Origin of the sequence: Pseudomonas sp. QL9, from assembly GCF_041409665.1 — a bacterium.
GTDB lineage: Bacteria > Pseudomonadota > Gammaproteobacteria > Pseudomonadales > Pseudomonadaceae > Pseudomonas > Pseudomonas knackmussii.
In genome coordinates, this window is sequence record NZ_CP166971.1 from 3652625 (window position 1) to 3673342 (window position 20718).

Consider the following 20718-nt stretch of genomic DNA (forward strand, 5'->3'; position numbering starts at 1 on the left):
CGCTCCCCATCCGCCCGCGCCTCGTGAGCGCGGGCGGATGCCACCGTCAGAACTGCTCGGCAGACTTGTCGGTGGGATTGGCGACCAGCTTCTTGAGCGTGTCGCTCATCGGGAAATTGAGGTTCAGCGCCTTGGGTGGCACGGGCTGGGTGAACCACTTGGCGTAGATGGAATTGATCTCGCCCGAGGCGAAGGTATCGGCGATGGCCTTGTCGACCACCTTCTTGAAGCCCTCGTCGCCCTTGCGAACCATGCAGCCGTAGATCTCATAGGACTGCGGCTTGCCGACCACGACCCAGTCGGCCGGGTTCTTGGCCTTGGCCATTTCGCCGTAGAGCAGCGCGTCGTCCATCATGAAGGCCACCGCGCGGCCGGACTCGAGCATCAGGAAGGACTCGCCGTGGTCCTTGGCCGAGATGATGTTCATGCCCATCTTCTGCTCGGCGTTCATCGCCTTGAGCAGGCGCTCGGAAGTGGTGCCGGCGGTGGTCACCACGTTCTTGCCCTTGAGGTCGGCGAAGTCGGCGATGCCGCTGGTCTTCTTGGTCAGCAGGCGGGTGCCGACCTCGAAGATGCCGACGGAGAAGTCGACCTGCTTCTGGCGCTCGAGGTTGTTGGTGGTGGAGCCGCACTCGATGTCCACGGTGCCGTTCTGCACCAGCGGGATGCGGGTCTGCGAGGTCACCAGGTTGTAGCGCACCTTGAGGTCCGGCATGCCCAGCTCCTGCTTGACCGCGTCGACCACCTTCATCTGCAGGTCATGGGAGTAGCCCACCGGCTGGTTCGGGCTGTCGGCGAAGTAGGAGAAGGGGATGGAGGCGTCGCGGTGGCCGAGCACGATGGTGCCGGACTCCTTGATCTTCTTCAGGGTGCCGGTGAGTTCCGCGGAAAGGGCCGGAGTGGCGAACAGGGCGGCGACGATGGCCGCGCCCAGCACACGGGGTGCGATACGCATGGTGTTGCTTCCTCGACTTTTTGTGGTTGTTGTCGATCCTGCGGCAGGCGTACCCGGCGCTCGGCCATCCTGGCGCCTGGCGGGCAATCGCAGCTGCCGCATGCTCACGTCTTCCTTAGAGCAGGGAGCGTGCCATGCCGTCGAAGAGCACTTAATGTTGCGTAAGATATTGAAATTTAAGAATTAAATTTCATGGAGTGCGTGCTGCGGAGAGGGGTTGCGTTCGGCTTCCCGAATAATGGGAATTGCGTCGTTCGGTTTTCCGAACGACGAGCCTCAGGCGGCGGGCGCCTTGCGCTGCGCTTCGATCGCGGGCGCCCACTGGCCGCGCTTGTAGGGTTTGTCGCGATTGGCCATGTAGCTGGCGATGCGTTCCAGCATCTGGTGGGTCGGCGCGCGTACGCCGGTGACGCCCTGCAGCGAGCCGAACAGCAGGACGACGACCAGCAGCAGCGGCGACAGCGACGGCAGGCGGCGCAGGGTCAGGCCGAGGAAGACCGCGCTGGCGCAGAGGCCGACGCTGAGCCCGGCATAGACCTCCGCCGGCGAGTGCACGTTGATTTCCAGGCGCGAGACGCCCACCAGCACAGCCAGCACGGCCCCCGCGGCGGCGGCCGCCAGGCGCCACGCCGGGCGCCCGCGTACCAGCAGGCTGCAGAGCACCGGCAGCACGCTGGCGGCCATCATGCTGTGCCCGGAAATCCCGGTGAAATTCCATGCCGGGATGCCGATGCCCCAGCCCATGAAGGCCAGCTTGGAGGCGACGGTGACAGCGGCGACCAGGCCGAACGGCAGCAGCCAGCAGTGGGCGCTGCGGTAGTCCCGGCGATACAGCAGCCAGGCATAGATGAGCAGGGCGCAGGGCAGGAGGAGCGAGCTGTCGCCGAAGCGGGTGATCAGGGGCCAGACATTCATGTGCGGTGGGGCGGCAATCCTTCGAGCGCGCACCTTAGCACAGCGACCGCTCTGCCATCGGCCTTGCCGATGGTTGGGGGCTCAGGATGCTCCGGCCTCGTCCTCGCGGCGCAGCAGTTCCAGCTTGCGCGACAGGCCCCAGCGATAGCCGCCGCTGGCGCCCTGGGCGCCGACCACGCGGTGGCAGGGCACCAACAGCCCGACCGGGTTGCTCGCGCAGGCGCGGGCGATGGCGCGCGGGTGGGTGCCCAACTGCTCGGCCAGCTCGCCATAGCGTCGCGTCTCGCCGCTGGGGATCTGCGTGAGGGCGCGCCAGACGCGCAGCTGGAAGGCGCTGCCGTGCAAGTCCAGCGGCAGGCTGGCGGCGCGTTCGGGCTGTTCCAGCTGACGCAGCACTTCGCCTAGCCAGGCGCCGAGCGATTCGTCGTCACGGGCCAGTTCGGCGGCGGCGAAGCGTTGCTGCAAATCAGCCTCAAGTTGCTTTGCATCGTCGCCGAACAGCAGCGCGCAGACGCCCTGTGGCGTGGCGGCCAGCAGCACCAGGCCGAGCGGGCAGGGCGCGATGGCGTAGCGCAGCTGCTCGCCGGCGCCTTTCTGCCGGCGCCGCGCGGGGCTCAGCGCGGCGGGGGCTTCATAGAGGGCGCGGGTGCCGGAGTAGCCGGCCTCCAGCGCCGCATCCAGCACCGAGCGTGCCTGCGGCAGCGCGGCAGCCAGGCGTTGCTGGCGGCGGGCCTCGGCCCAGGCACGCGGGGTCAGCCCGGTGCGTTCCTTGAAGGCGCGTGCCAGGTGCGAGGCGGAGAGACCGATGCGTGCGGCCAACTGGTCCATGGTCGGCGGCCGCTCGGCCTGCTCCAGCAGCTCGCAGGCGGCGGCGACCAGGGCGTCCAGGCGCTGCGCCGGGCTGTCGCCGTCGGGCGTGCAGCGCTTGCAGGGGCGGAAGCCGGCGGCCTCGGCGGCGGCCGGGTCGGCGTGGAAACGCACGTTGTCCCGCGTCGGCCGACGGGCCGGGCAGCTGGGTCGGCAATAGATGCCGGTGGAGCGGACGGAGAACACGAAACGGTCGTCGAAGCCGGCGTCGCGCTCGCACACGGCCTGCCAGAAGCGTTCGCTATCGATTGCCGGTTGCATGCTGTACTCCGCGAATTCTGTGGGGTTCGAGGGAAATTCTCGGCCTGTGCGGCGCACCGGGCAATCCGCAATCGCTTTTCAAACTGCCGGCTACGCTTGCAGGAAGTCCGTCGAGAGCCCGCCATGCCCTGCCGCCGAGTCCTTGTCGCGTGCCTGATATCGCTCGCCTTGCTGTGCTCCATGGCACAAGCGTCCATGGTGGCGCTCAGTGCCGACGAACGCGCCTGGCTGGATGCGCACCAGACCCTGCGCGTCGGGCTCTACCGGGGCGGTTGGCCGCCGTTCGAGATGCTCGACAACGAAGGGCACTTCGAAGGCTTGAGTGCCGACTACCTGAACCTGGTAGCGCAACGCCTCGGACTGCACCTGCAACCGGTGCTCATGGACGACTGGCAAGCGGTGCTGGAAGCTGCGCGCAAAGGTGAGATCGACCTGCTGCCGACGGTGGCGCGCACCGAGGAGCGTGAGCGCTTCCTCGCCTTCTCGCGGCCCTATTTGAGCACCAGCAGCCTGATCTTCGCCCGCCGCGACAGCAACGTGCGGGTGCTCGACGACCTGTCCGGCAAGCGCGTCGCGGTGGAGCGCGACTTCGCCGTGCACGATCTGCTGCGCGCAGCTGTGCCCGGGGTCTCCTTCGTCTTCACCGACGACAGCGCCGCCGCGCTCAAGGCGGTTTCGGCAGGGCAGGCCGACGCCTACATCGGCAACCTGATCAGCACCACCTACCTGCTCAGCCAGCTCAACCTGAGCAACCTCGAGGTGCGCGGCGACAGCGGCCTGGACAACAGCCAGGTGCGCTTCGCGGTGCGCAAGGAACTGCAACCCCTGGTGCCGCTGATCGACCGCGCCTTGAGCGGCATCGACGACGAAGAGCGGCAGCACATCCATGACAGGTGGCTGCCCTCGACCAACCCCTTCGATTGGCAACAATTGCTTCAGGCGGCCTGGCCCTACGTGGCCGGCTTCTTCGCCTTGCTGACCTTCGTCCTGATCTGGAACCGCCGGCTGCAGATCCAGGTCGCCGAGCGCGCCCGCGCCGAGGCCGAGGAGCATCGCCAGCGCAAGACGTTGATGGCGCTGATCGACTCGATTCCCGATCCGATCTGGTTCAAGGACATCCAGGGCCGCTACCTGGGGGTCAACCAGGCGTTCGCCGAGTGCCTGGGGCTGCGCGCCGAAGACGTGGTCGGCCGCAGCGACGAGCAGCTGTTCAGCGATCAGTCCCGTGCCGGCCGCCGCGATCGCGATCGCCAGGCGCTGTCGGCGCGCGAGCCGTTCGCCAGCGAGGGCTGGGTGGTCTATCCGGACGGCCGGCGGGTGCTCTTCGATACCCTGCGCAGCGCCTTCCACGACGACCACGGCGAGCTGCTCGGGCTGGTCGGCGTGAGCCGCGACATCACCGCGCGCAAGGCCACCGAGGACGCCCTTGGCCAGGCCCGCGACCTCGCCGAGCAGGCGGCGCGGCTGAAGAGCGAATTCCTCGCCAACATGAGCCACGAGATCCGCACGCCGCTGAACATCATCATCGGCCTTTCGCACCTGCTCGAAGCGACCGCGCTGGACCCGCAGCAGCGCGATTACCTGGGCAAGATCCAGGGCTCCGGGCAGTACCTGCTGGAGCTCATCAGCGACATCCTCGACCTGTCGAAAGTGGAGGCCGGCCGCCTGGAGTTCGAGCGCATCGAGTTCGATTTCGAGCGCCTGCTCGGCGAGCTGGTCGACCTGTTCGCCATTCGCGCTGCCGGCAAGGGCCTGACCCTGCACTGCGAGCTCGACCCGAAGCTGCCGGCGCGGCTGATCGGCGACCCGCTGCGCCTGCGGCAAATCCTGATGAACTACGGCAATAACGCGCTCAAGTTCACCGAGCGTGGCGAACTTGGCCTGGACGTGCGCGTGGACATGGAGGCCGGCGACGAGGTGTGGATCTACTTCGGCGTCAGCGACACCGGCATTGGCCTCGAGCCTGCGCAGCAGGAGCGGCTGTTCGAGTCGTTCAGCCAGGCAGACAACTCCATCACCCGGCGCTACGGCGGTTCCGGCCTGGGCCTGGCGATCTGCAAGCGCCTGGCCGAGGCCATGGGCGGGGAGGTCGGGGTGAGCAGCGAGGCGGGCAAGGGCAGCCTGTTCTGGTGCCGCCTGCCGCTGGGCCGGGTGGACGACGCGCCGCGCCTGGACCCGCAGCAGGTCCAGCGCGAGCGGCCGGTCGCGCCGCCACCGCTGGCGGTCGAGACGAGCGCTCCGGCGGCACCTGTGGACGATCAGGAGGTCGAACAGGTGGTCCGTCGCCTGGCGCACCTGCTGGCGGCCGACGATCCGCGCGCCGGAAGGTTGCTCGGCGAACGGGCAAGCCTGCTGCGCAGCGTCTTCAATGAGGGATACGACAGCCTGGCGGCGAGTGTTCGCCGCTTCGAATTCGAACGGGCACTGGAAAACCTGCTGATGCTGGCGCGGGAACGCCACATCCGCATCTGAGAGCGCAACGAGGTAGGAGCATGGACAGCATGTTGGATAGGCCGGAACAGGAAGTGATCCTGGTCGTGGACGACCAGCCGGACAATTTGATGCTGATGAGCGAACTGCTCATGGGCCATTACCAGGTCCGCGTCGCCGCCTCAGGCGCCAAGGCGCTGCGGGTGGCGCAGAGCAGCCCGGCGCCGGACCTGGTGCTGCTCGACATCATGATGCCGGAGATGGACGGCTACGAAGTGTGCCGCCGGCTCAAGGCCGACCCGCGGACCCGCGACATCCCGGTGATCTTCCTCACGGGCGTGGTCAGCAGCGCGGACGAGCAGCGTGGCCTCGACCTGGGCGCGGTGGACTACATCACCAAGCCGATCAGCCCGCCGGTGACTCTGGCGCGCATCCGCGCGCACCTGAAGCTGAAGGCCAATGCCGACTTCCTGCGCGACAAGAGCGAGTTCCTCGAACTCGAGGTGCGCCGGCGTACCCGCGAACTGCAGGCGGTGCAAGGCGCCACCCTGGAAGCCATGGCCACGCTCTGCGACCTGCGCGACAACCCGCACAGCCGCCATCTGCTGCGCATCGAGCAGTACATGCGGTTGCTCGCCGATTCGCTGGCGCGCCGCGACGGCGAGGCCAGCGAGCTGGACCTGGAACAGATCGAACTGCTGGCGCGCTCGGCGCAACTGCACGACATCGGCAAGGTAGTCGTCCCCGACCGCGTGCTGCTCAACCCGGGGCAGCTCAGCCCGGAGGACATGGCGCTGATGCAGAGCCATACCACTGCCGGGCGCGATGCCCTGGAGGCCGCCGAAAGCCGGCTGGGCATGTCGGCCGAGTTCCTGCGCTTCGCCAAGGAGATCACCTACAGCCACCACGAGCGCTGGGACGGCAGCGGTTATCCCCAGGGCCTGCTGGGCGAGCAGATCCCCCTGTCGGCGCGCCTGCTGGCGCTGATCGACTGCTACGACGAGCTGACCAGCCGGCATCCGTACCAGGCGCCGCTGAGTCCGGAGGAGGCGCAGCAACGCATAATCGCCGCCAGCGGCAGCCACCTCGATCCGCAAGTGGTCGAGGCTTTCGTCGAGGTTGCCGACGGTTTCGCCGCCATCGCCCTGCGCTACGCCGACGACGACCAGGCGCTGGGCAACGAGCTGCAGCGCATGGCCGATGCGCTGGGCGAGTCCATCGACATGACCTCCACACCCAACTAGAAAATGCACGGGCTGGGCGGCGCCCCGCGGATGCCGTATAACGGGCCGCCGCTCCCGGCCGTACCGAGGAACCACGACGGAATTCGATGAAGACCCCAAAACGCTTGCTGCCGTTGATCGAGGACGGCCTGATCGACGAAGTGCTGCGGCCGCTGATGAGCGGCAAGGAAGCGGCGGTTTACGTAGTGCGCTGCGGCGACGAGCTGCGCTGCGCCAAGGTCTACAAGGAGGCGAACAAGCGCAGCTTCCGCCAGGCCGCCGAGTACCAGGAGGGCCGCAAGGTGCGCAACAGCCGGCAGGCGCGCGCCATGGCCAAGGGCTCCAAGTACGGCCGCAAGGAGCAGGAGGACGCCTGGCAGAACGCCGAGGTCGCCGCGCTGTTCCGCCTGGCCAACGCCGGGGTGCGCGTGCCCAAGCCGTACGACTTCCTCGACGGCGTGCTGCTGATGGAAATGATCGCCGATGAAGACGGCGACGCCGCGCCGCGCCTCAACGACGTGGAAATGGAGGCGGACGTTGCACGGGATTTCCACGCCTTCCTGATCCGCCAGATCGCCATGATGCTCTGCGCCGGCCTGGTGCATGGCGACCTCTCCGAGTTCAACGTGCTGGTCGGCCCGGACGGCCCGGTGATCATCGACCTGCCGCAGGCGGTGGATGCCGCCGGCAACAACCATGCCTTCCGCATGCTCGAACGGGACGTGGGCAACATGGCCGCGTACTTCGGGCGATTCGCTCCGGAGCTGAAGTTCACCCACTACGCCAAGGAAATGTGGGCGCTCTACGAGGCCGGCGAACTGCAGCCGGACTCGGAGCTGACCGGGCATTTCGACGATCCGGAAGACGAGGCCGATGTCGATTCGGTTCTGCGCGAGATCGCCGAAGCGCTGCGCGAGCAGGAGCGCCGCGAAGCCGGCCGGGTCGCCCAGGACGCCGCGCCGAGCGACGAGCCGCCGCCACCGCCGTGGCTGCAGTGATGACCGCTCCGCCGCGCAACGCGGCGGAGATCATCGACCTGCTGGCCCGCGACCCCGAACGCATGCACCTGCTGCGCACCGTGCTTGAGCATGGGCCAGCGGGCGCATGGATTGGCGCAGGCTTCGTCCGCAACGCGGTGTGGGATGCCCTGCATGGCTACGCGACCGCGACGCCCTTGGCAGACGTCGATGTGCTGTATTTCGATCCACAGCAGCTGGATGCGGCGCCTGACCTGGCCTGGGAAGAGCGACTGACCCGGGTCTGCCCGCACGTGCCCTGGTCGGTGCGCAACCAGGCGCGCATGCATCTGCGTAACGGCGATGCCGCCTACGCCGACGTTGCCGCTGCGCTTTGCCACTGGCCGGAAGTCTGCACGGCGGTCGCGGTGCGCTTGTCCGGCGGGCAACTGGAGTTGTTGGCGCCGCTGGGCGTCGAGGATCTGCTGCAACTGCGCGTGCGGCCCACCGGGCATTTCCTTGGCAAGCTGGAGCTCTACCGGCAACGCGTGCGCGAGAAAGACTGGCTGCGGCGCTGGCCGCTGCTGTGCATCGAATCCGCCAGCTAGTCTGTATCCCCGATTTCCACGGCAACTGTGTGCAGACGCTCCAGCGCGACCTTGCTAGCGTGGAGAACCCACTTCAGAGCCGCTACCATGCCCTTGCCGCATATCCTTCTCGCCCTGCTGGTCACGCTGATCTGGGGCGTCAATTTCGTCATCATCAAGGTCGGCTTGCACGACTTCCCGCCGCTGCTGTTTTGCGCCCTGCGCTTCGCCCTGGCGGCGCTGCCGCTGATCTTCCTGCGCGGGCCGCTGCCGGCGCCGTTCTGGCGCATCGTGCAGATCGGCGTGCTGCTGGGCGTCGTCAAGTTCGGCCTGCTGTTCGTTGGCATGCACCTGGGCATGCCGGCCGGCCTGTCGTCGCTGGTGCTGCAGAGCCAGGTGTTCTTCACGGTGCTGATCGCCGCGGTGTTCCTCGGCGAACGCCCTTCGCCGCGTGCGCTGTTTGGCTTGCTGCTGGCTGCCGCCGGCTTGTTGCTGATCGGCCTGGAGCGCCCGCTGGGCGACAGCCTGCTGGCCTTCGGCCTGGTGATCGCGGCAGCGCTGGCCTGGGCTTTCTCCAACATCGCCACCAAGCGTTCCGGCGCGAACGACATGCTCCGCCTGATCAGCTGGGTAAGCCTGATTCCGCCGCTGCCGCTGCTGGTCCTGTCGTGGATCTTCGAAGGCCCGCAAACGATGGCCGCCGCCGTGCGCGGCATCAGTTGGGAAGGCGTGGGTGCGCTGCTCTACATCGCCTTCCTGGCCACCACCGTGGGTTTCGGCCTGTGGAGCTTCCTGCTGCGCCGCTACCCGGCCAGCCAGGTGACTCCCTTCGCCCTGGCGGTGCCGGTATCCGGTCTGCTGTCCGGCTGGCTGATGCTTGGCGAGCAGCTCACCGCTCAGGACTGGCTGGCCTGCGTACTGGTCTTCCTCGGCCTGGCGGTAACCGTGCTGCCGGCGTCGCTGTGGCAGCGCCGTAGCGCTGTGGCGCCTTCGTAGGAGTGGACCTTGTCCGCGAAATCGCGGGCATGGCCCGCTCCTACAGGGGACTGCGGCGCGGGTTCTTCGCGGATGAGATCCGCTCCTACGAGAATGGGACCTGCGTTCAGAGCGCCTCGCTGAGGCGCTCCACCACCCACTGATTGATGCTCTTGTTGCTCAGTTCGGCCTTCAGGGCTACGCGTGCGTGGAGGGCGGGGTCCAGGCGCAGGCTGAGTTTTCCTGAGTAGGGCTTCTGCGGTTCACGACCGAGTCGAGCGCAGGTCTCCAGGTAGTCGTCGACCGCTTCCTGAAACAGTTGGCGCAGCTCGCCTACCGACTCGCCATGGAAACCGATCACGTCGTGGATGCCGGCGATGCGGCCAACGAACAGTTCATCGTCGTCGCTGTATTCGATGTGGGCGACGTAGCCTTTGTATTTCATCGGGCTCATGGTGCGTATCCCGCTCGTTCGAGGAAGGTCCGCGCATCGCGAACCTGATAGGGTTTGGCTTCCTTGCCCGGATGTGGCCGGTGGAAGCTGGCGATGACGCCGTTCAGCTCGAAGCGCACGCGCGAACCGTTGCCCTCGAGCTTGCGCGCGCCCAGGTACAGCAGCAGTGCCTCGATACGGAACCATTCCAGGTGGTTGGGCGTTGGCGTCGCGTACAACAGCTCCCAGGTGGAGCGTTGGCGGCTGTTCATCCATTCTGGCCTCATTGTGGTATCAAATAATGATACCGTCCAGGCCTTTAGGTCAGCGCCGTCTTACTTCCGCTATGCCTGTGCGATTTGGTGCATGGCTCTTGTAGGAGTGGACCTTGTCCGCGAAATCGCGGGCATGGCCCGCTCCTACAAGGGACTGCGGCGCGGATTCTTCGCGGATGAGATCCGCTCCTACCGGGTGGCGGTTTGGCCTGTACGAGCGAAGCTCAGTGACAGCAATTGCCCGACTCCAGGTCCTTGAGGATCGGGCAGTCCGGGCGGTGGTCGCCGTGGCAGTGATCGCTCAGGTCCTGCAGGGTGTCGCGCAGGCTGGAGAGCTCGGCGATCTTGCGGTTGAGTTCGTCGATGTGGCGGGTGGCGAGGGCCTTGACGTCGGCGCTGGCGCGCTTGCGGTCCTGCCACAGCGCTAGCAACTGACCTACTTCTTCCAGCGAGAAGCCGAAGTCCCGCGAGCGGCGGATGAAGGCCAGGCGGTGCAGGTCCTGCTCGCTGTAGTGGCGGTAACCGCTGGCGCTGCGGCCGGCCGGTTGCAGCAGGCCGATGGATTCGTAGTAGCGGATCATCTTCGCCGACAGGCCGCTCTTCTTCGCGGCTTCACCGATGTTCATCGCGAGCTCCGGGTTTCGTTGTCGCTGGTTTGCAGGTCCGGCTTCCAGCGCTTGAGCAGCAGGGCGTTGCTCACCACGCTGACGCTGGACAGGGCCATGGCGGCGCCAGCGACCATCGGGTTGAGCAGGCCGAGGGCGGCCAGGGGCACGCCGATCAGGTTGTAGACGAAGGCCCAGAAGAGGTTCTGGCGAATCTTCGCGTAGGTGCGTCGGGCGATGTCCAGCGCTGCCGGGACCAGGCGCGGATCGCCGCGCATCAGGGTGATGCCGGCCGCGTGCATGGCCACGTCGGTACCGCCGCCCATGGCGATACCGACATCTGCCGCGGCCAGCGCCGGGGCGTCGTTGATGCCGTCGCCGACCATGGCCACCACCGCGCCGCCCTGTTTCATCTGCGCGACCACCGCGGCTTTGTCCGCCGGCAGCACTTCGGCATGCACTTCGTCCAGGCCCAGGGCCTCGGCGACCAGTCGCGCGCTGCCGCGGTTGTCGCCGGTGATCAGGCAGTTGGCGATACCGCGTTCGCGCAGCGCGTGGATGGCTTCGCCGGCGCCGGGTTTGAGGCTGTCGCCGAAGGCGAACAGGGCGATCAGCCGCGCTTGCGGTTGCAGTTCGATCAGCCAGGAAAGGGTGCGGCCGTGGCTTTCCCATTCGCTCGCTTTTACCTGCAGATCGCCGGCGGCCAGCCCCTGTTCGTCGAGCAGGCGGCGGTTACCCAGGGCCAGCAGGCGCTCGCCGACTCGCCCTTGAATGCCGCGCCCGGCCAGGGCCTGGCTTTCGCTCGCGGCGTGGGCGTGCAGGCCGCGTTCGACGCAGGCGCCGAGCACCGCCTTGGCCAGCGGGTGTTCGCTGCCGCGTTGCAAGGCACCGGCCAGCGCGAGGGCTTCGTCGGCTTCGCCTTCGGCGACCGCGAAGTCCACCAGGCTGGGCTTGCCGGCGGTCAGGGTGCCGGTCTTGTCGAAGGCCACCGCGCTGACCGCGTGGGCGACTTCCAGGGCTTCGGCGTCCTTGATCAGGATGCCGTGGCGCGCGGCGACGCCGGTGCCGGCCATGATCGCCGTCGGCGTGGCCAGGCCGAGCGCGCAGGGGCAGGCGATGACCAGCACGGCGACGGCGTTGATCAACGCCGTTTCCAGGCCCGCGCCGGCCAGCAGCCAGCCGAGCAGGGTGAGCAGGGCGATGCCGACCACCACCGGGACGAAGACGTTGCTGACCTTGTCCACCAGCTTCTGGATCGGCGCCTTGGCCGCCTGGGCGTCTTCCACCAGGCGGATGATGCGGGCCAGCACGGTTTCCCCGCCCAGGGCGGTGGCGCGGATGGTCAGCAGCGCTTCGCCGTTGATGGCGCCGCCGGTGACCTTGTCGCCGGGGCCCTTGGCCACCGGCAGGCTTTCCCCGGTTATCAGCGCCTCGTCGGCATGGCTGCGGCCATCGAGGACGAGCCCGTCCGCCGGGAAACGCTCGCCGGGGCGCACGAGCAGTTCATCGCCCAGGCGCAGCTCGGCGATGGCCACGTCTTCCTCATGGCCGTCGCGGATGCGTGTGGCGCGTTCGGGGCGCAGGGCTTCCAGGGCGCGGATGGCCGAGGCGGTCTGGCGCTTGGCGCGGCTTTCCAGGTACTTGCCGAGCAGGATCAGGGCGATCAGCACGGCGCTCGCCTCGAAGTACAGGTGCGGCATGCTGCCGGGCGGCGCGCTCAGCCAGAGGTACAGGCTCAAGCCGTAGCCGGCGCTGGTGCCCAGGGCGACCAGCAGGTCCATGTTGCCGCTGCGCGCGCGCAGCGCTTTCCAGGCCGAGACATAGAAGCGCGCGCCTATGACGAACTGCACCGGCGTGGCCAGGGCGAACTGCACCCAGGCCGGCAGCATCCAGTGCATTCCGGCCCATTCGGCGAACATCGGTAGCACCAGCGGGAGGGCCAGCGCGAGAGCGATTATCAGCAGGATGCGCTCGCGGGCCAGGCGGGCCAGCGCCGCGTCTTGCGCCGGCTTCTCAGCTTCGAGCAGGCGGGCGTGGTAGCCGGCCTTGTCCACGGCGGCGATGAGGATGGCAGGATCGACTGCGCCGAGCAGGTCCAGGTGCGCGCGTTCGCTGGCGAGGTTGACGCTCGCGTCGCGCACGCCGGGGACCTTCTTCAGCGCGCGTTCGACGCGGCCAACGCAGCTGGCGCAGGTCATGCCCTCGATGCCCAGTTCCAGCGTGTGGCTGGGCACCTGGTAGCCGGCCTTCTCAACGGCCTCGACCAGTTCCGGTAGCTGTCCGGCGTCGTTCAGGCTCACTCGCGCCTGCTCGCTGGCCAGGTTGACGCTGGCGCCGAGCACGCCGGGGACTTTCTGCAGCGCACGCTCGACGCGGCCGGCGCAGGAGGCGCAGGTCATGCCGTGTACCGGCAGGTCGAGCTCGATGGGGGCGGGGCTGTTCACGGGGCTTCTCCTGATTTCCGGCGACCGCGCGGTAGGCGCGCAATCGTCTGGATCCGACGATGCCCCGAGGATGAACCTTGCCACAAGGGCAAGGTCAAGCGTCGTTTCAGGGCGTGTTGACCGGGGTCAGGAAAAGCCCGCCTTCGCGGTAGCCGATGCGGTAGTTGCGGATTTCCCCGGCGCGCAGGCGCAGGCTCTGGTTCTGCAGTTGCTGCATGCCCTGGCGGCAGGCGCCGGTGCTGGAGGTGGCCAGGCGGATCGGGACTTCGCCGGGGGCGAGGTTGAGCGACACGCTGCCTTCGGGCTGCAGGCGCGCCAGCAATTCGCCGCGCACATAGAGGTCGACATCGCAGGCGCTGCCGCTCTGCAGGCCCATGCGGGTGATGTTGAGAATCGCGTAGCCGGGCGGTGGCGGATCCTGTTGCGGCCAGGCCTGCACCGTTGGCGGGTCGGCGGCCAGGGCCAGGGCGGGCCAGAGCAGGCAGGGCAGGGCGCGGAGCAGTAGCCGGCGCATCGGAGGACTCCCAGGTGAAGGCGACAGCGCTGAGCTTGGCCGAGGCGGTCGCTGGCGGCAAGCGGAGCGCAAGGGCTTGACCTTGCCACGGTGGCAAGGTCGACACTGCGCCACGAATTCATCGATCCCCAAGGAGTTCGACATGCATGTGTTCAATGTGAAAGGCATGTCCTGCGGCCACTGCGTACGCGCCGTGACCCAGGCGATCCAGGCTCGCGATGCGGCCGCCCAGGTCCAGGTGGACCTGGCGGACGGCGAAGTGCGGGTGGACAGCCGGCTACCCGACGAGGCGCTGCTGGAGGCGATCCGCGAGGAAGGCTACGAGGCCGCGCCGGCCTGAGCCCAATCGCGGATCAGCCCGCGGAACAGCGGCTCGAAGAGCTGTTCGGTGTCCTGCAATGGGTCGAACAGCTCCGGGTCGCGCAGCCAGTCGTTGATCAGGCCGTAGATCATGCCGTGCACCGAGCGCGCGGCGATCCGCGGGGTGATGCCGGGCATCAGGCGCTGTTGATTGGCCTCGCGGGCGAACAGCTGCTCGCAGAGGTCGATGAACTGGCGGATCACGGCGTTGTGGCGCAGCACCGCATCGCGCAGCTCTTCGGTGAACTCGCAGCGCTGCATGAGGATGGTCAGGACGCGCCGGCGCTGTTCGTTGCTGGCCAGGTTGCGGACCACCTCGATGCACAGCTCGTAGAGCGATTGCAGGGCATCCACGCCGTTGCAGCCGGACAGCCGGGCAATCAACTGCTCGGGCGGCAGGCGCACCTGGTTGATCATTTCGTGGAACAGATGCGACTTGTTCTCGAAGTGCCAGTAGACCGCTCCCCTCGTCACACCGGCGTTACGCGCAATTTCTTCGAGACTGGTATTGGAAACCCCGTTTTCCAGGAACAGCGCTTCGGCCGAATCCAGGATGGTTTGGCGGGTCTTCTCCGAGTCTTCTTTAGTTCTTCTCATGGTATCGGTGACCGCTCTTTTGGCTGGCCTTGCATTTGGTCCGCCAGTCTACTGAATTTTCGTGAAATAACCGTCACTTGCCCTGCCGTGGCTACGCCAAGCCCTCTGCCTATTTCGAATGAATCGTGCTGTGGGAGTTTTCCGAATCTTCTCTAGGCCTCTTCGTGGCGGCAATTGCTATACAGGCTAGTCTCATCTGAAGTCCGCCCGGCGTTGCTGAACCGTTCAGCGTGACCTGTTAGCCACCGAATTTGGGGCGGGGCTCGGGATGTATTCCTGCCAATTCGAATAGAAATTGCCTTCCATGGAGAGGTTCTATGCCGTTTGCCCTTCGTCCGTCATCGTTGATGGCCTGCTGCGTCCTGCTTGTGGCGCAGCTTCCCTTGCCTGGGCTGGCAGCTGAAGAGAAGGCGGCCCCTCCTGCGCCGCCGGTCACGGTCGAAATCGCGAAGAGCGGCCCGATGCCACTGAACCTCGAATACTCCGGGCGTGCCGCCGGCTACCGGGAGGTGCAAGTTCGCGCCCAGGTCAGCGGCATCCTGCAGAAGCGCACCTATGAGGAAGGCCGGCCGGTCAAGCAGGGCCAGGTGATGTTCCAGATCGACCCGCGTCCCTACCAGGCGGCGCTGGGCCAGGCCAAGGGCGCGCTGGCCCAGGCGCAGGCGCGGTACCGGCAGACCGACCGCGACCTCAAGCGTATCCGCGAGCTGCAGGTCAAGGGCTTCGCCAGCGCCATGGAACTGGACCGCTACATTTCCAACTTCGAACAGGCCAAGGCCGACGTCGAGGCCTCCAAGGCAAACGTGCAGGCCAAGCAGATCGACCTCGACTACACCACGGTGAAGGCGCCGATCTCCGGCATGGCCAGCAAGCAGACGGTATCCGAGGGCAGCCTGGTGGCCGCCAACGACCCGAACTCCAGCCTGCTCACCGAGCTGACCCAGCTCGACCCCATCTACATCAACTTCGCCTACACCGACACCGAGGCGGCCCGGCTGCGCGACGGCGTGGAAAGTGGGCGGATGACCCTGCCGGAGAAGGGCAAACTGAAGGCTGAGCTGTACTTCGGCGACGGAACGCGCTACCCGATCGATGGCGTGGTCGACTTCACCGACAGTTTCGTCAACACCGGCACCGGCACCATCAATGCCCGGGCGACGGTGGACAACCCGGAAAGCCGCCTGATTCCCGGCCAGTTCGTGCGTGTGGTGGTCTCGGGCATCATGCGCAAGTCGGTGGTGACCGTGCCTGAGCGCGCGTTGTCCCAGAGCCCCGCGGGTACCTTCGTCTACGTAGTCGACGACAAGGGCATCGCACACATGCGCCCAGTGAACGTCGCGCAGATGGTCAACGGCCGCTGGGTGCTCGATTCGGGCGTCAATGCCGGCGAACGGGTGATCGTCGACGGGCTGTCCAAGGTGCGCCCGGATCAGCCGGTCAAGGCACAGGAAGCTTCCGCCGAGGCTGCGCAACCAGCCCAGGCCAAACAATAAGGAGCGCCCATCGTGATCTCGCGCTTCTTCATCGACCGGCCGATCTTCGCCATGGTGATTTCCATCGTCATCCTGCTGGGCGGGATGGCGGCCATTCATGCGCTGCCCGTCGCGCAATACCCGCAGATCCTGCCGCCGCAGGTGTCGGTGACCACCAACTATCCCGGCGCCAGCTCGCAGGTGATCGCGGAAACCGTCGCCGCGCCCCTGGAGCAGGAAATCAACGGCGTCGAAGGGATGATCTACCAGCTGTCCACCTCGGACAGCAGCGGCGCCATGACGCTGACTGTCTACTTCAAGGTCGGCACCAATCCCGACCAGGCCACCATCAACGTCAACAACAAGGTTCAGGCCGCGCTGGCCAAGCTGCCGGAGGAAGTGCGCCGGCAGGGCGTGAAGGTGCAGAAGAAGTCCTCGGACATCTTGCAGATGGTTACCCTGTTCTCGCCGGACAACTCGGTCGACCCGGTGCAGATCAGTAACTACGCGCTGATCAACGTCATTGACGAGCTCAAGCGCCTGCCCGGCGTCGGCGACGTCACCCAGTTCGGCGCCAAGGACTACTCGATGCGCATCTGGCTGCGCCCGGACAAGCTGGCGCAGTACAGCCTGACGCCGAGCGACGTGGTCGACGCCATCCGCGAGCAGAACTCGCAGTTCGCCGCCGGCAACTTCGGCAAGGAGCCGCTGAACAGTCCGCAGGCATTCACCTACACGGTGAGCACGCAGGGGCGCTTCACCGATCCGAAGGAGTTCGAGAACGTCATCCTGCGCACCGACAGCACTGGCGCCAGCCTGCTGCTCAGGGACGTCGCGCGGGTCGAACTGGGTGCCCAGGACTACTCGATGATGACTTCCCTCAATGGCCAGCAGAACGCGGCCTTCGGGGTCTACCTGCAGCCCGGCGCCAATGCCCTGGACACCGCCGAGGCGATAAGGTCCACCATGGAGCGCCTGTCCAAGCGCTTCCCGCCCGGCATCGTCTACAAGATCCCCTACGACACCACGGTGTTCGTGCAGGTATCCATCGAAGAGGTGATACACACGTTCTTCGAGGCCCTCGTGCTGGTGATGCTGGTGGTCTACATCTTCCTGCAGAACCTGCGCGCTACCCTGATCCCGGTGCTGGCGATCCCGGTGTCGCTGGTCGGCACTTTCGCCGGCATGTACCTGCTGGGCTTCTCCATCAACCTGCTGACCCTGTTCGGCCTGGTACTGGCGATCGGCATCGTGGTGGACGACGCCATCGTGGTGCTGGAAAACGTCGAGCGGGTGATGCGCACCGAAAAACTCGCGCCGCGGGAGGCGGCGATCAAGGCCATGGAAGAGGTGACCGGGCCGATCATCGCCATCGTCCTGGTGCTCTGCGCGGTGTTCATCCCGGTTGGTTTCCTCGGCGGTCTCGCCGGGCAGATGTACCAGCAGTTCGCGATCACCATCGCGGTGTCCGTGGTGATCTCGGGGATTGTCGCGCTGACGCTCTCGCCGGCGCTCTGCGCGCTGCTCCTCAAGTCCGAGCACAAGGAGCCGGCGGCACCGTTCCGCTGGTTCAACCGCATGTTCGACAAGGCCACCGAAGGGTATGGCGCGGGTGTGCAGTTCTTCCTCAAGCGCGTTTCCATCGGCCTGCTGCTGGTCGGCGGGATGATTGCGCTGATGGTGGTGCTGTTTGGCCGCGTGCCCGGCTCGCTGGTGCCCGACGAAGACCAGGGCTACGTGATCAACGCCTACATCCTGCCGCCAGCTGCCTCGCTCAAACGCTCCGAGGAGCTGACCAGCGCGGTGACCGAGCAGTTGCTCAAGCACCCGGCGGTCAAGGACGTGGTGACCTTCGCCGGCCTGAATATCCTGACCAACACCAACGTCACCAGCGCCGGTGTGTCCTTCATCACCCTGAAGGACTGGAAGGAGCGCAAGGACCCTTCGCTGGACGCGCGCAACCTGACGCGCACCTTCATGGGTATGGGCATGAAGCAGCAGGACGGCGTGACCCTGACCTTCAACCCGCCGCCGATCACCGGCATGTCCACCACCGGTGGCTTCGAGGCCTATATCCAGGACCGCAGTGGCGGCACTCCCGAGCAGCTGCAGGCGATGGTGCAGAAGTTCATGGCCGCCGCCGCCAAGCGTCCCGAGCTGGCGGGCGTGACCACCACGTTCAACGCCAACGTGCCGCAGTACTTCATCGACCTGGACCGGACCAAGGCGCGCGCCCTCGGGGTAGCGATCGACGACGTGTTCACGGCCATGCAGGCGACTTTCGGCGCCTACTACGTCAACGACTTCAGCCTGTACGGGCGGACCTGGAAGGTGAACCTGCAGTCCGAGTCGGACTTCCGCCGCAAGCCCGAGGATCTCAAGCAGGTCTACGTGCGCGCGTCCACCGGTGACCTGGTACCGCTCTCGGCGCTGGTGCAAGTGCGGCGCATCCTCGGTCCGGATACCTTCTCGCGCTTCAACGTGTTCCCAGCGGCCAAGCTCCTCGGCGGCCCGGCGCCGGGCTACAGCTCCGGCCAGGCGCTGGCGGCGATGCAGCAAGTGGCTGACCAGACCCTCGGCCAGGACTACATGCTGACCTGGATCGGTTCGGCCTATCAGGAACTCGAAGCCCAGGGCTCGGGCGGGCAGGCGTTCATCTTCGGCCTGATCCTGGTATTCCTCATCCTCGCCGCACAGTACGAACGCTGGTCGCTGCCGCTGGCGGTGGTCACCGCCGTGCCCTTCGCGGTGTTCGGCGCCATCCTCGCCATCTGGCTGCGCGGCATCGACAACGACGTGTACTTCCAGGTCGGCCTGGTGACCCTGATTGGCCTCGCGGCGAAGAACGCCATCCTGATCATCGAGTTCGCCGTGCTCTGTCGCGAGGAGCAGGGCATGGGGCCGATGCAGGCGGCGCTGGAGGCGGCCAAGCTGCGCTTCCGCCCGATCGTCATGACCTCACTGGCCTTCATCCTCGGTTGCGTGCCGTTGGCGATCAGCAGCGGCGCCGGTTCCGCCAGCCGTCACTCGATCGGTACCGGGGTGATCGGCGGGATGCTAGCCGCAACCCTGCTGGCGACCTTCCTGATCCCGATGTTCTACATGCTGGTGGAGTCGTTCTCCGACCGTCTCGGCAAGCGCAAGGAGAAGGTCAGTCCCCAACCCGCGCCCGAAGCGCACCCCGCGCACGGCGAAGGTCCCGCGGCCTGAGTGCCGGCCAGGGTGCGAGCCGCGCTCGCACCCTGGCCATCCGGTTATCCCCATGGCGGAAATCTGTGTACGCCGGCCTGCCCGCTGAGCGCCAAATTGCTATGCTTGGCGGCGTTTCGTTAGCCAGCTTTCTTTTCGCCCCGCGACTTGCCCGTAGCCTCGGCCGGACACCGCGGCGGCGGTCCCCGAACCGGTGAGCCATGACCTTCCCGATCCTGCTGATCCTCGGCGCGCTGAGCGCCTTCGGCCCCATGGCCATCGATTTCTATCTGCCGAGTTTCCCGGCGCTGGCCCAGGCCTTCGGTACCGATGTCGAGCACGTGCAGCTGAGCCTGTCGGCGTACTTCGCCGGCCTTGCCATCGGCCAACTGCTGTACGGTCCGCTGGCCGACCGTTATGGCCGGCGCAAGCCGCTGCTGCTGGGCGTGAGCATCTTCACCCTGGCGTCGCTGGCCTGTGCCGTCGCACCGAGCCTCGAATGGCTGATCGGCGCGCGCTTCGTCCAGGCCCTGGGTGGCTGCGCCGGCATGGTGATCTCCCGCGCGGTGGTGCGCGACCTGTGCGATCCGATCGCCGCGGCGAAGGCGTTCTCGCAGCTGATGCTGGTCATGGGGCTGGCGCCGATCCTCGCGCCCTTGGCCGGCGGCGCACTGCTCGGCACCTTTGGCTGGCAGTCGATCTTCTACTGCCTGACTGGCTTCAGCGCGCTCGCCGGGCTGGCAATCGGCCTGCGCCTGCCAGAGACCATCCCGGCCGGCCCGCGACCGCCACTGGGCGGAGCCCTGGGCGAGTACCGCCGGCTGTTCGGCGATCGCGCCTTCCTGACCTATGCGCTGACCGGCGGGGTTGCCATCGCGGGGATGTTCTCCTACATCGCCGGCTCGCCATTCGTGTTCATCCAGCTCTACGGCGTGGCGCCCGAGCACTATGGCTGGGTATTCGGCAGCAACGCCGCGGGCTTCATCCTGATGGCGCAGGTGAACGCCTACCTGCTGCGTTTTCGCGGACCGGGGTTCTGGCTGCGGCGTGCGGTCTGGGTGTACTTCGGTTGCGGGCTGATCCTGCTGGCGGTGACGTTGTTTCGTCCTGAGCACCTGTGGCCGCTGCTGGTGCCACTGTTCGGCTGTATCGCCAGCCTGGGATTCCTGATGCCCAACTCCTCGGCATGCGCCATGGCGGGGCAGGGAAGTCACGCCGGCAGCGCATCGGCGCTGATGGGCAGCCTGCAGTTCAGCGTGGCGGCCGGCGCCTCGGCGCTGGTCGGCGCGCTGCACGACGGCAGCGCCCTGCCCATGGCAGTGGTGATCTGTCTGTGCGGGGGATGCGCGGCGCTGCTTGGCTGGTCGAGCGGCCAGATCAGCGAGCGCAGCGTCTGAGCGAAGGCTCAGCTGGCCAACGGCGGTATCTGTCTGGGTAGGACGTGGGGCGCTTGCAGGCGGGTTTCCAGGGTGCTGACGAAGAGCCTGGCTTCCTGTTCATTGCGGAAGTCCACGGCCAGTTGATCCAGACACACCTGCCAGCACTTGCCCTTGCTGCTGGAGGACGGGCGAACGAGGATTTTCATGCTGTGACACCCCGGGGTAAGGGAGGGGAGTCGAGAGTTTAGTCCCGCACCGATGCCGCGCCGGGGGCTGGCGAC

At 66.9% G+C, this 20718-nt stretch carries 19 protein-coding genes; 9 read left to right on the plus strand and 10 right to left on the minus strand.

The genetic code is table 11. The features are described 5' to 3' along the window. Positions 1–46: 46 nt before the first annotated feature. The 3 genes from ACA097_RS17125 to ada form a co-directional block, all read right to left on the minus strand. On the minus strand, positions 47–955 hold the full coding sequence (locus ACA097_RS17125; RefSeq protein ID WP_371364717.1) for a glutamate/aspartate ABC transporter substrate-binding protein: 909 nt from the start codon (positions 953–955) through the stop codon (positions 47–49). 276 nt (positions 956–1231) lie between these two features. Beyond that, on the minus strand, positions 1232–1870 hold the full coding sequence (locus ACA097_RS17130; RefSeq protein WP_043255121.1) for a phosphatase PAP2 family protein: 639 nt from the start codon (positions 1868–1870) through the stop codon (positions 1232–1234). 81 nt (positions 1871–1951) lie between these two features. Continuing rightward, the gene (gene ada / locus ACA097_RS17135; protein WP_371364720.1) at positions 1952–2998 is read right to left on the minus strand and encodes a bifunctional DNA-binding transcriptional regulator/O6-methylguanine-DNA methyltransferase Ada; all 1047 of its coding nucleotides are present in this window, start codon (positions 2996–2998) and stop codon (positions 1952–1954) included. Positions 2999–3178: 180 nt separating this feature from the next. On the opposite strand from ada, the gene ACA097_RS17140 reads away from it, so the two are divergent. The 5 genes from ACA097_RS17140 to ACA097_RS17160 all read left to right on the plus strand — a co-directional run bounded on the left by ACA097_RS17140 (position 3179) and on the right by ACA097_RS17160 (position 9190). Next, on the plus strand, positions 3179–5470 hold the full coding sequence (locus ACA097_RS17140) for an ATP-binding protein (protein ID WP_236658332.1): 2292 nt from the start codon (positions 3179–3181) through the stop codon (positions 5468–5470). Positions 5471–5490: 20 nt separating this feature from the next. Next, positions 5491–6672 carry a two-component system response regulator gene (locus tag ACA097_RS17145; RefSeq protein WP_160288353.1) on the plus strand — a complete coding sequence of 394 codons (1182 nt, stop codon included), beginning with the start codon at positions 5491–5493 and terminating at the stop codon, positions 6670–6672. An 86-nt stretch (positions 6673–6758) separates the two neighbouring features. Next, a complete protein-coding gene (locus tag ACA097_RS17150; protein ID WP_160288352.1) occupies positions 6759–7649 on the plus strand; it encodes a PA4780 family RIO1-like protein kinase in 891 nt (296 codons plus the stop codon). Continuing rightward, complete coding sequence (locus ACA097_RS17155; RefSeq protein WP_371364723.1) at positions 7649–8215, plus strand: nucleotidyltransferase family protein; 567 nt, start codon at positions 7649–7651, stop codon at positions 8213–8215. Before ACA097_RS17150 ends, ACA097_RS17155 begins: the two co-directional genes overlap by 1 nt. Before the next feature lie 87 nt (positions 8216–8302). Continuing rightward, positions 8303–9190 carry an EamA family transporter gene (locus ACA097_RS17160; protein ID WP_371364725.1) on the plus strand — a complete coding sequence of 296 codons (888 nt, stop codon included), beginning with the start codon at positions 8303–8305 and terminating at the stop codon, positions 9188–9190. Positions 9191–9296: 106 nt separating this feature from the next. Here ACA097_RS17160 and ACA097_RS17165 read toward each other — a convergent pair whose 3' ends face one another. The 5 genes from ACA097_RS17165 to ACA097_RS17185 form a co-directional block, all read right to left on the minus strand. Continuing rightward, positions 9297–9623, minus strand: coding sequence for a type II toxin-antitoxin system HicB family antitoxin (locus ACA097_RS17165; RefSeq protein ID WP_043255112.1), 327 nt, complete (start codon positions 9621–9623; stop codon positions 9297–9299). Next, on the minus strand, positions 9620–9874 hold the full coding sequence (locus ACA097_RS17170; protein WP_371364727.1) for a type II toxin-antitoxin system HicA family toxin: 255 nt from the start codon (positions 9872–9874) through the stop codon (positions 9620–9622). Before ACA097_RS17170 ends, ACA097_RS17165 begins: the two co-directional genes overlap by 4 nt. Before the next feature lie 227 nt (positions 9875–10101). Further along, the gene (gene cueR / locus ACA097_RS17175) at positions 10102–10503 is read right to left on the minus strand and encodes a Cu(I)-responsive transcriptional regulator (RefSeq protein ID WP_043255109.1); all 402 of its coding nucleotides are present in this window, start codon (positions 10501–10503) and stop codon (positions 10102–10104) included. Continuing rightward, positions 10500–12926 carry a heavy metal translocating P-type ATPase gene (locus tag ACA097_RS17180; RefSeq protein WP_371364729.1) on the minus strand — a complete coding sequence of 809 codons (2427 nt, stop codon included), beginning with the start codon at positions 12924–12926 and terminating at the stop codon, positions 10500–10502. The genes cueR and ACA097_RS17180 overlap by 4 nt, the downstream gene beginning before the upstream one ends. 106 nt (positions 12927–13032) lie before the next feature. After that, positions 13033–13440, minus strand: coding sequence for a hypothetical protein (locus ACA097_RS17185; protein WP_160288346.1), 408 nt, complete (start codon positions 13438–13440; stop codon positions 13033–13035). A 142-nt stretch (positions 13441–13582) separates the two neighbouring features. On the opposite strand from ACA097_RS17185, the gene ACA097_RS17190 reads away from it, so the two are divergent. Beyond that, positions 13583–13780, plus strand: a complete 198-nt coding sequence (locus ACA097_RS17190; protein ID WP_371364731.1) for a heavy-metal-associated domain-containing protein — start codon at positions 13583–13585, stop codon at positions 13778–13780. On the opposite strand, the gene ACA097_RS17195 is transcribed toward ACA097_RS17190, so the two are convergent. Further along, positions 13759–14397, minus strand: a complete 639-nt coding sequence (locus ACA097_RS17195) for a TetR family transcriptional regulator (protein WP_371364733.1) — start codon at positions 14395–14397, stop codon at positions 13759–13761. The two genes, ACA097_RS17190 and ACA097_RS17195, sit on opposite strands and share 22 nt — an antisense overlap. A 317-nt stretch (positions 14398–14714) precedes the next feature. Here ACA097_RS17195 and ACA097_RS17200 point away from each other — a divergent pair, with 317 nt between their 5' ends. The 3 genes from ACA097_RS17200 to ACA097_RS17210 all read left to right on the plus strand — a co-directional run bounded on the left by ACA097_RS17200 (position 14715) and on the right by ACA097_RS17210 (position 20455). Further along, positions 14715–15890, plus strand: coding sequence for an efflux RND transporter periplasmic adaptor subunit (locus ACA097_RS17200; protein ID WP_371364735.1), 1176 nt, complete (start codon positions 14715–14717; stop codon positions 15888–15890). 12 nt (positions 15891–15902) lie between these two features. After that, positions 15903–19079, plus strand: coding sequence for an efflux RND transporter permease subunit (locus ACA097_RS17205; RefSeq protein ID WP_043255099.1), 3177 nt, complete (start codon positions 15903–15905; stop codon positions 19077–19079). A gap of 200 nt (positions 19080–19279) precedes the next feature. After that, positions 19280–20455, plus strand: a complete 1176-nt coding sequence (locus ACA097_RS17210) for a multidrug effflux MFS transporter (protein WP_371364737.1) — start codon at positions 19280–19282, stop codon at positions 20453–20455. Between the two features lie 8 nt (positions 20456–20463). Here ACA097_RS17210 and ACA097_RS17215 read toward each other — a convergent pair whose 3' ends face one another. Beyond that, complete coding sequence (locus ACA097_RS17215; protein ID WP_084166716.1) at positions 20464–20643, minus strand: hypothetical protein; 180 nt, start codon at positions 20641–20643, stop codon at positions 20464–20466. Positions 20644–20718 lie beyond the last annotated feature (75 nt).

Excerpts from the sequence above, each read along its gene's own strand:
- ACA097_RS17125 (WP_371364717.1), bottom strand. The coding sequence starts at position 955 with ATGCGTATCGCACCCCGTGTGCTGGGCGCGGCCATCGTCGCCGCCCTG.
- ACA097_RS17130 (WP_043255121.1), bottom strand. The coding sequence starts at position 1,870 with ATGAATGTCTGGCCCCTGATCACCCGCTTCGGCGACAGCTCGCTCCTC.
- ada (WP_371364720.1), bottom strand. The coding sequence starts at position 2,998 with ATGCAACCGGCAATCGATAGCGAACGCTTCTGGCAGGCCGTGTGCGAG.
- ACA097_RS17140 (WP_236658332.1), top strand. The coding sequence starts at position 3,179 with ATGGCACAAGCGTCCATGGTGGCGCTCAGTGCCGACGAACGCGCCTGG.
- ACA097_RS17145 (WP_160288353.1), top strand. The coding sequence starts at position 5,491 with ATGGACAGCATGTTGGATAGGCCGGAACAGGAAGTGATCCTGGTCGTG.
- ACA097_RS17150 (WP_160288352.1), top strand. The coding sequence starts at position 6,759 with ATGAAGACCCCAAAACGCTTGCTGCCGTTGATCGAGGACGGCCTGATC.
- ACA097_RS17155 (WP_371364723.1), top strand. The coding sequence starts at position 7,649 with ATGACCGCTCCGCCGCGCAACGCGGCGGAGATCATCGACCTGCTGGCC.
- ACA097_RS17160 (WP_371364725.1), top strand. The coding sequence starts at position 8,303 with ATGCCCTTGCCGCATATCCTTCTCGCCCTGCTGGTCACGCTGATCTGG.
- ACA097_RS17165 (WP_043255112.1), bottom strand. The coding sequence starts at position 9,623 with ATGAGCCCGATGAAATACAAAGGCTACGTCGCCCACATCGAATACAGC.
- ACA097_RS17170 (WP_371364727.1), bottom strand. The coding sequence starts at position 9,874 with ATGAACAGCCGCCAACGCTCCACCTGGGAGCTGTTGTACGCGACGCCA.
- cueR (WP_043255109.1), bottom strand. The coding sequence starts at position 10,503 with ATGAACATCGGTGAAGCCGCGAAGAAGAGCGGCCTGTCGGCGAAGATG.
- ACA097_RS17185 (WP_160288346.1), bottom strand. The coding sequence starts at position 13,440 with ATGCGCCGGCTACTGCTCCGCGCCCTGCCCTGCCTGCTCTGGCCCGCC.
- ACA097_RS17190 (WP_371364731.1), top strand. The coding sequence starts at position 13,583 with ATGCATGTGTTCAATGTGAAAGGCATGTCCTGCGGCCACTGCGTACGC.
- ACA097_RS17195 (WP_371364733.1), bottom strand. The coding sequence starts at position 14,397 with ATGAGAAGAACTAAAGAAGACTCGGAGAAGACCCGCCAAACCATCCTG.
- ACA097_RS17200 (WP_371364735.1), top strand. The coding sequence starts at position 14,715 with ATGCCGTTTGCCCTTCGTCCGTCATCGTTGATGGCCTGCTGCGTCCTG.
- ACA097_RS17210 (WP_371364737.1), top strand. The coding sequence starts at position 19,280 with ATGACCTTCCCGATCCTGCTGATCCTCGGCGCGCTGAGCGCCTTCGGC.
- ACA097_RS17215 (WP_084166716.1), bottom strand. The coding sequence starts at position 20,643 with ATGAAAATCCTCGTTCGCCCGTCCTCCAGCAGCAAGGGCAAGTGCTGG.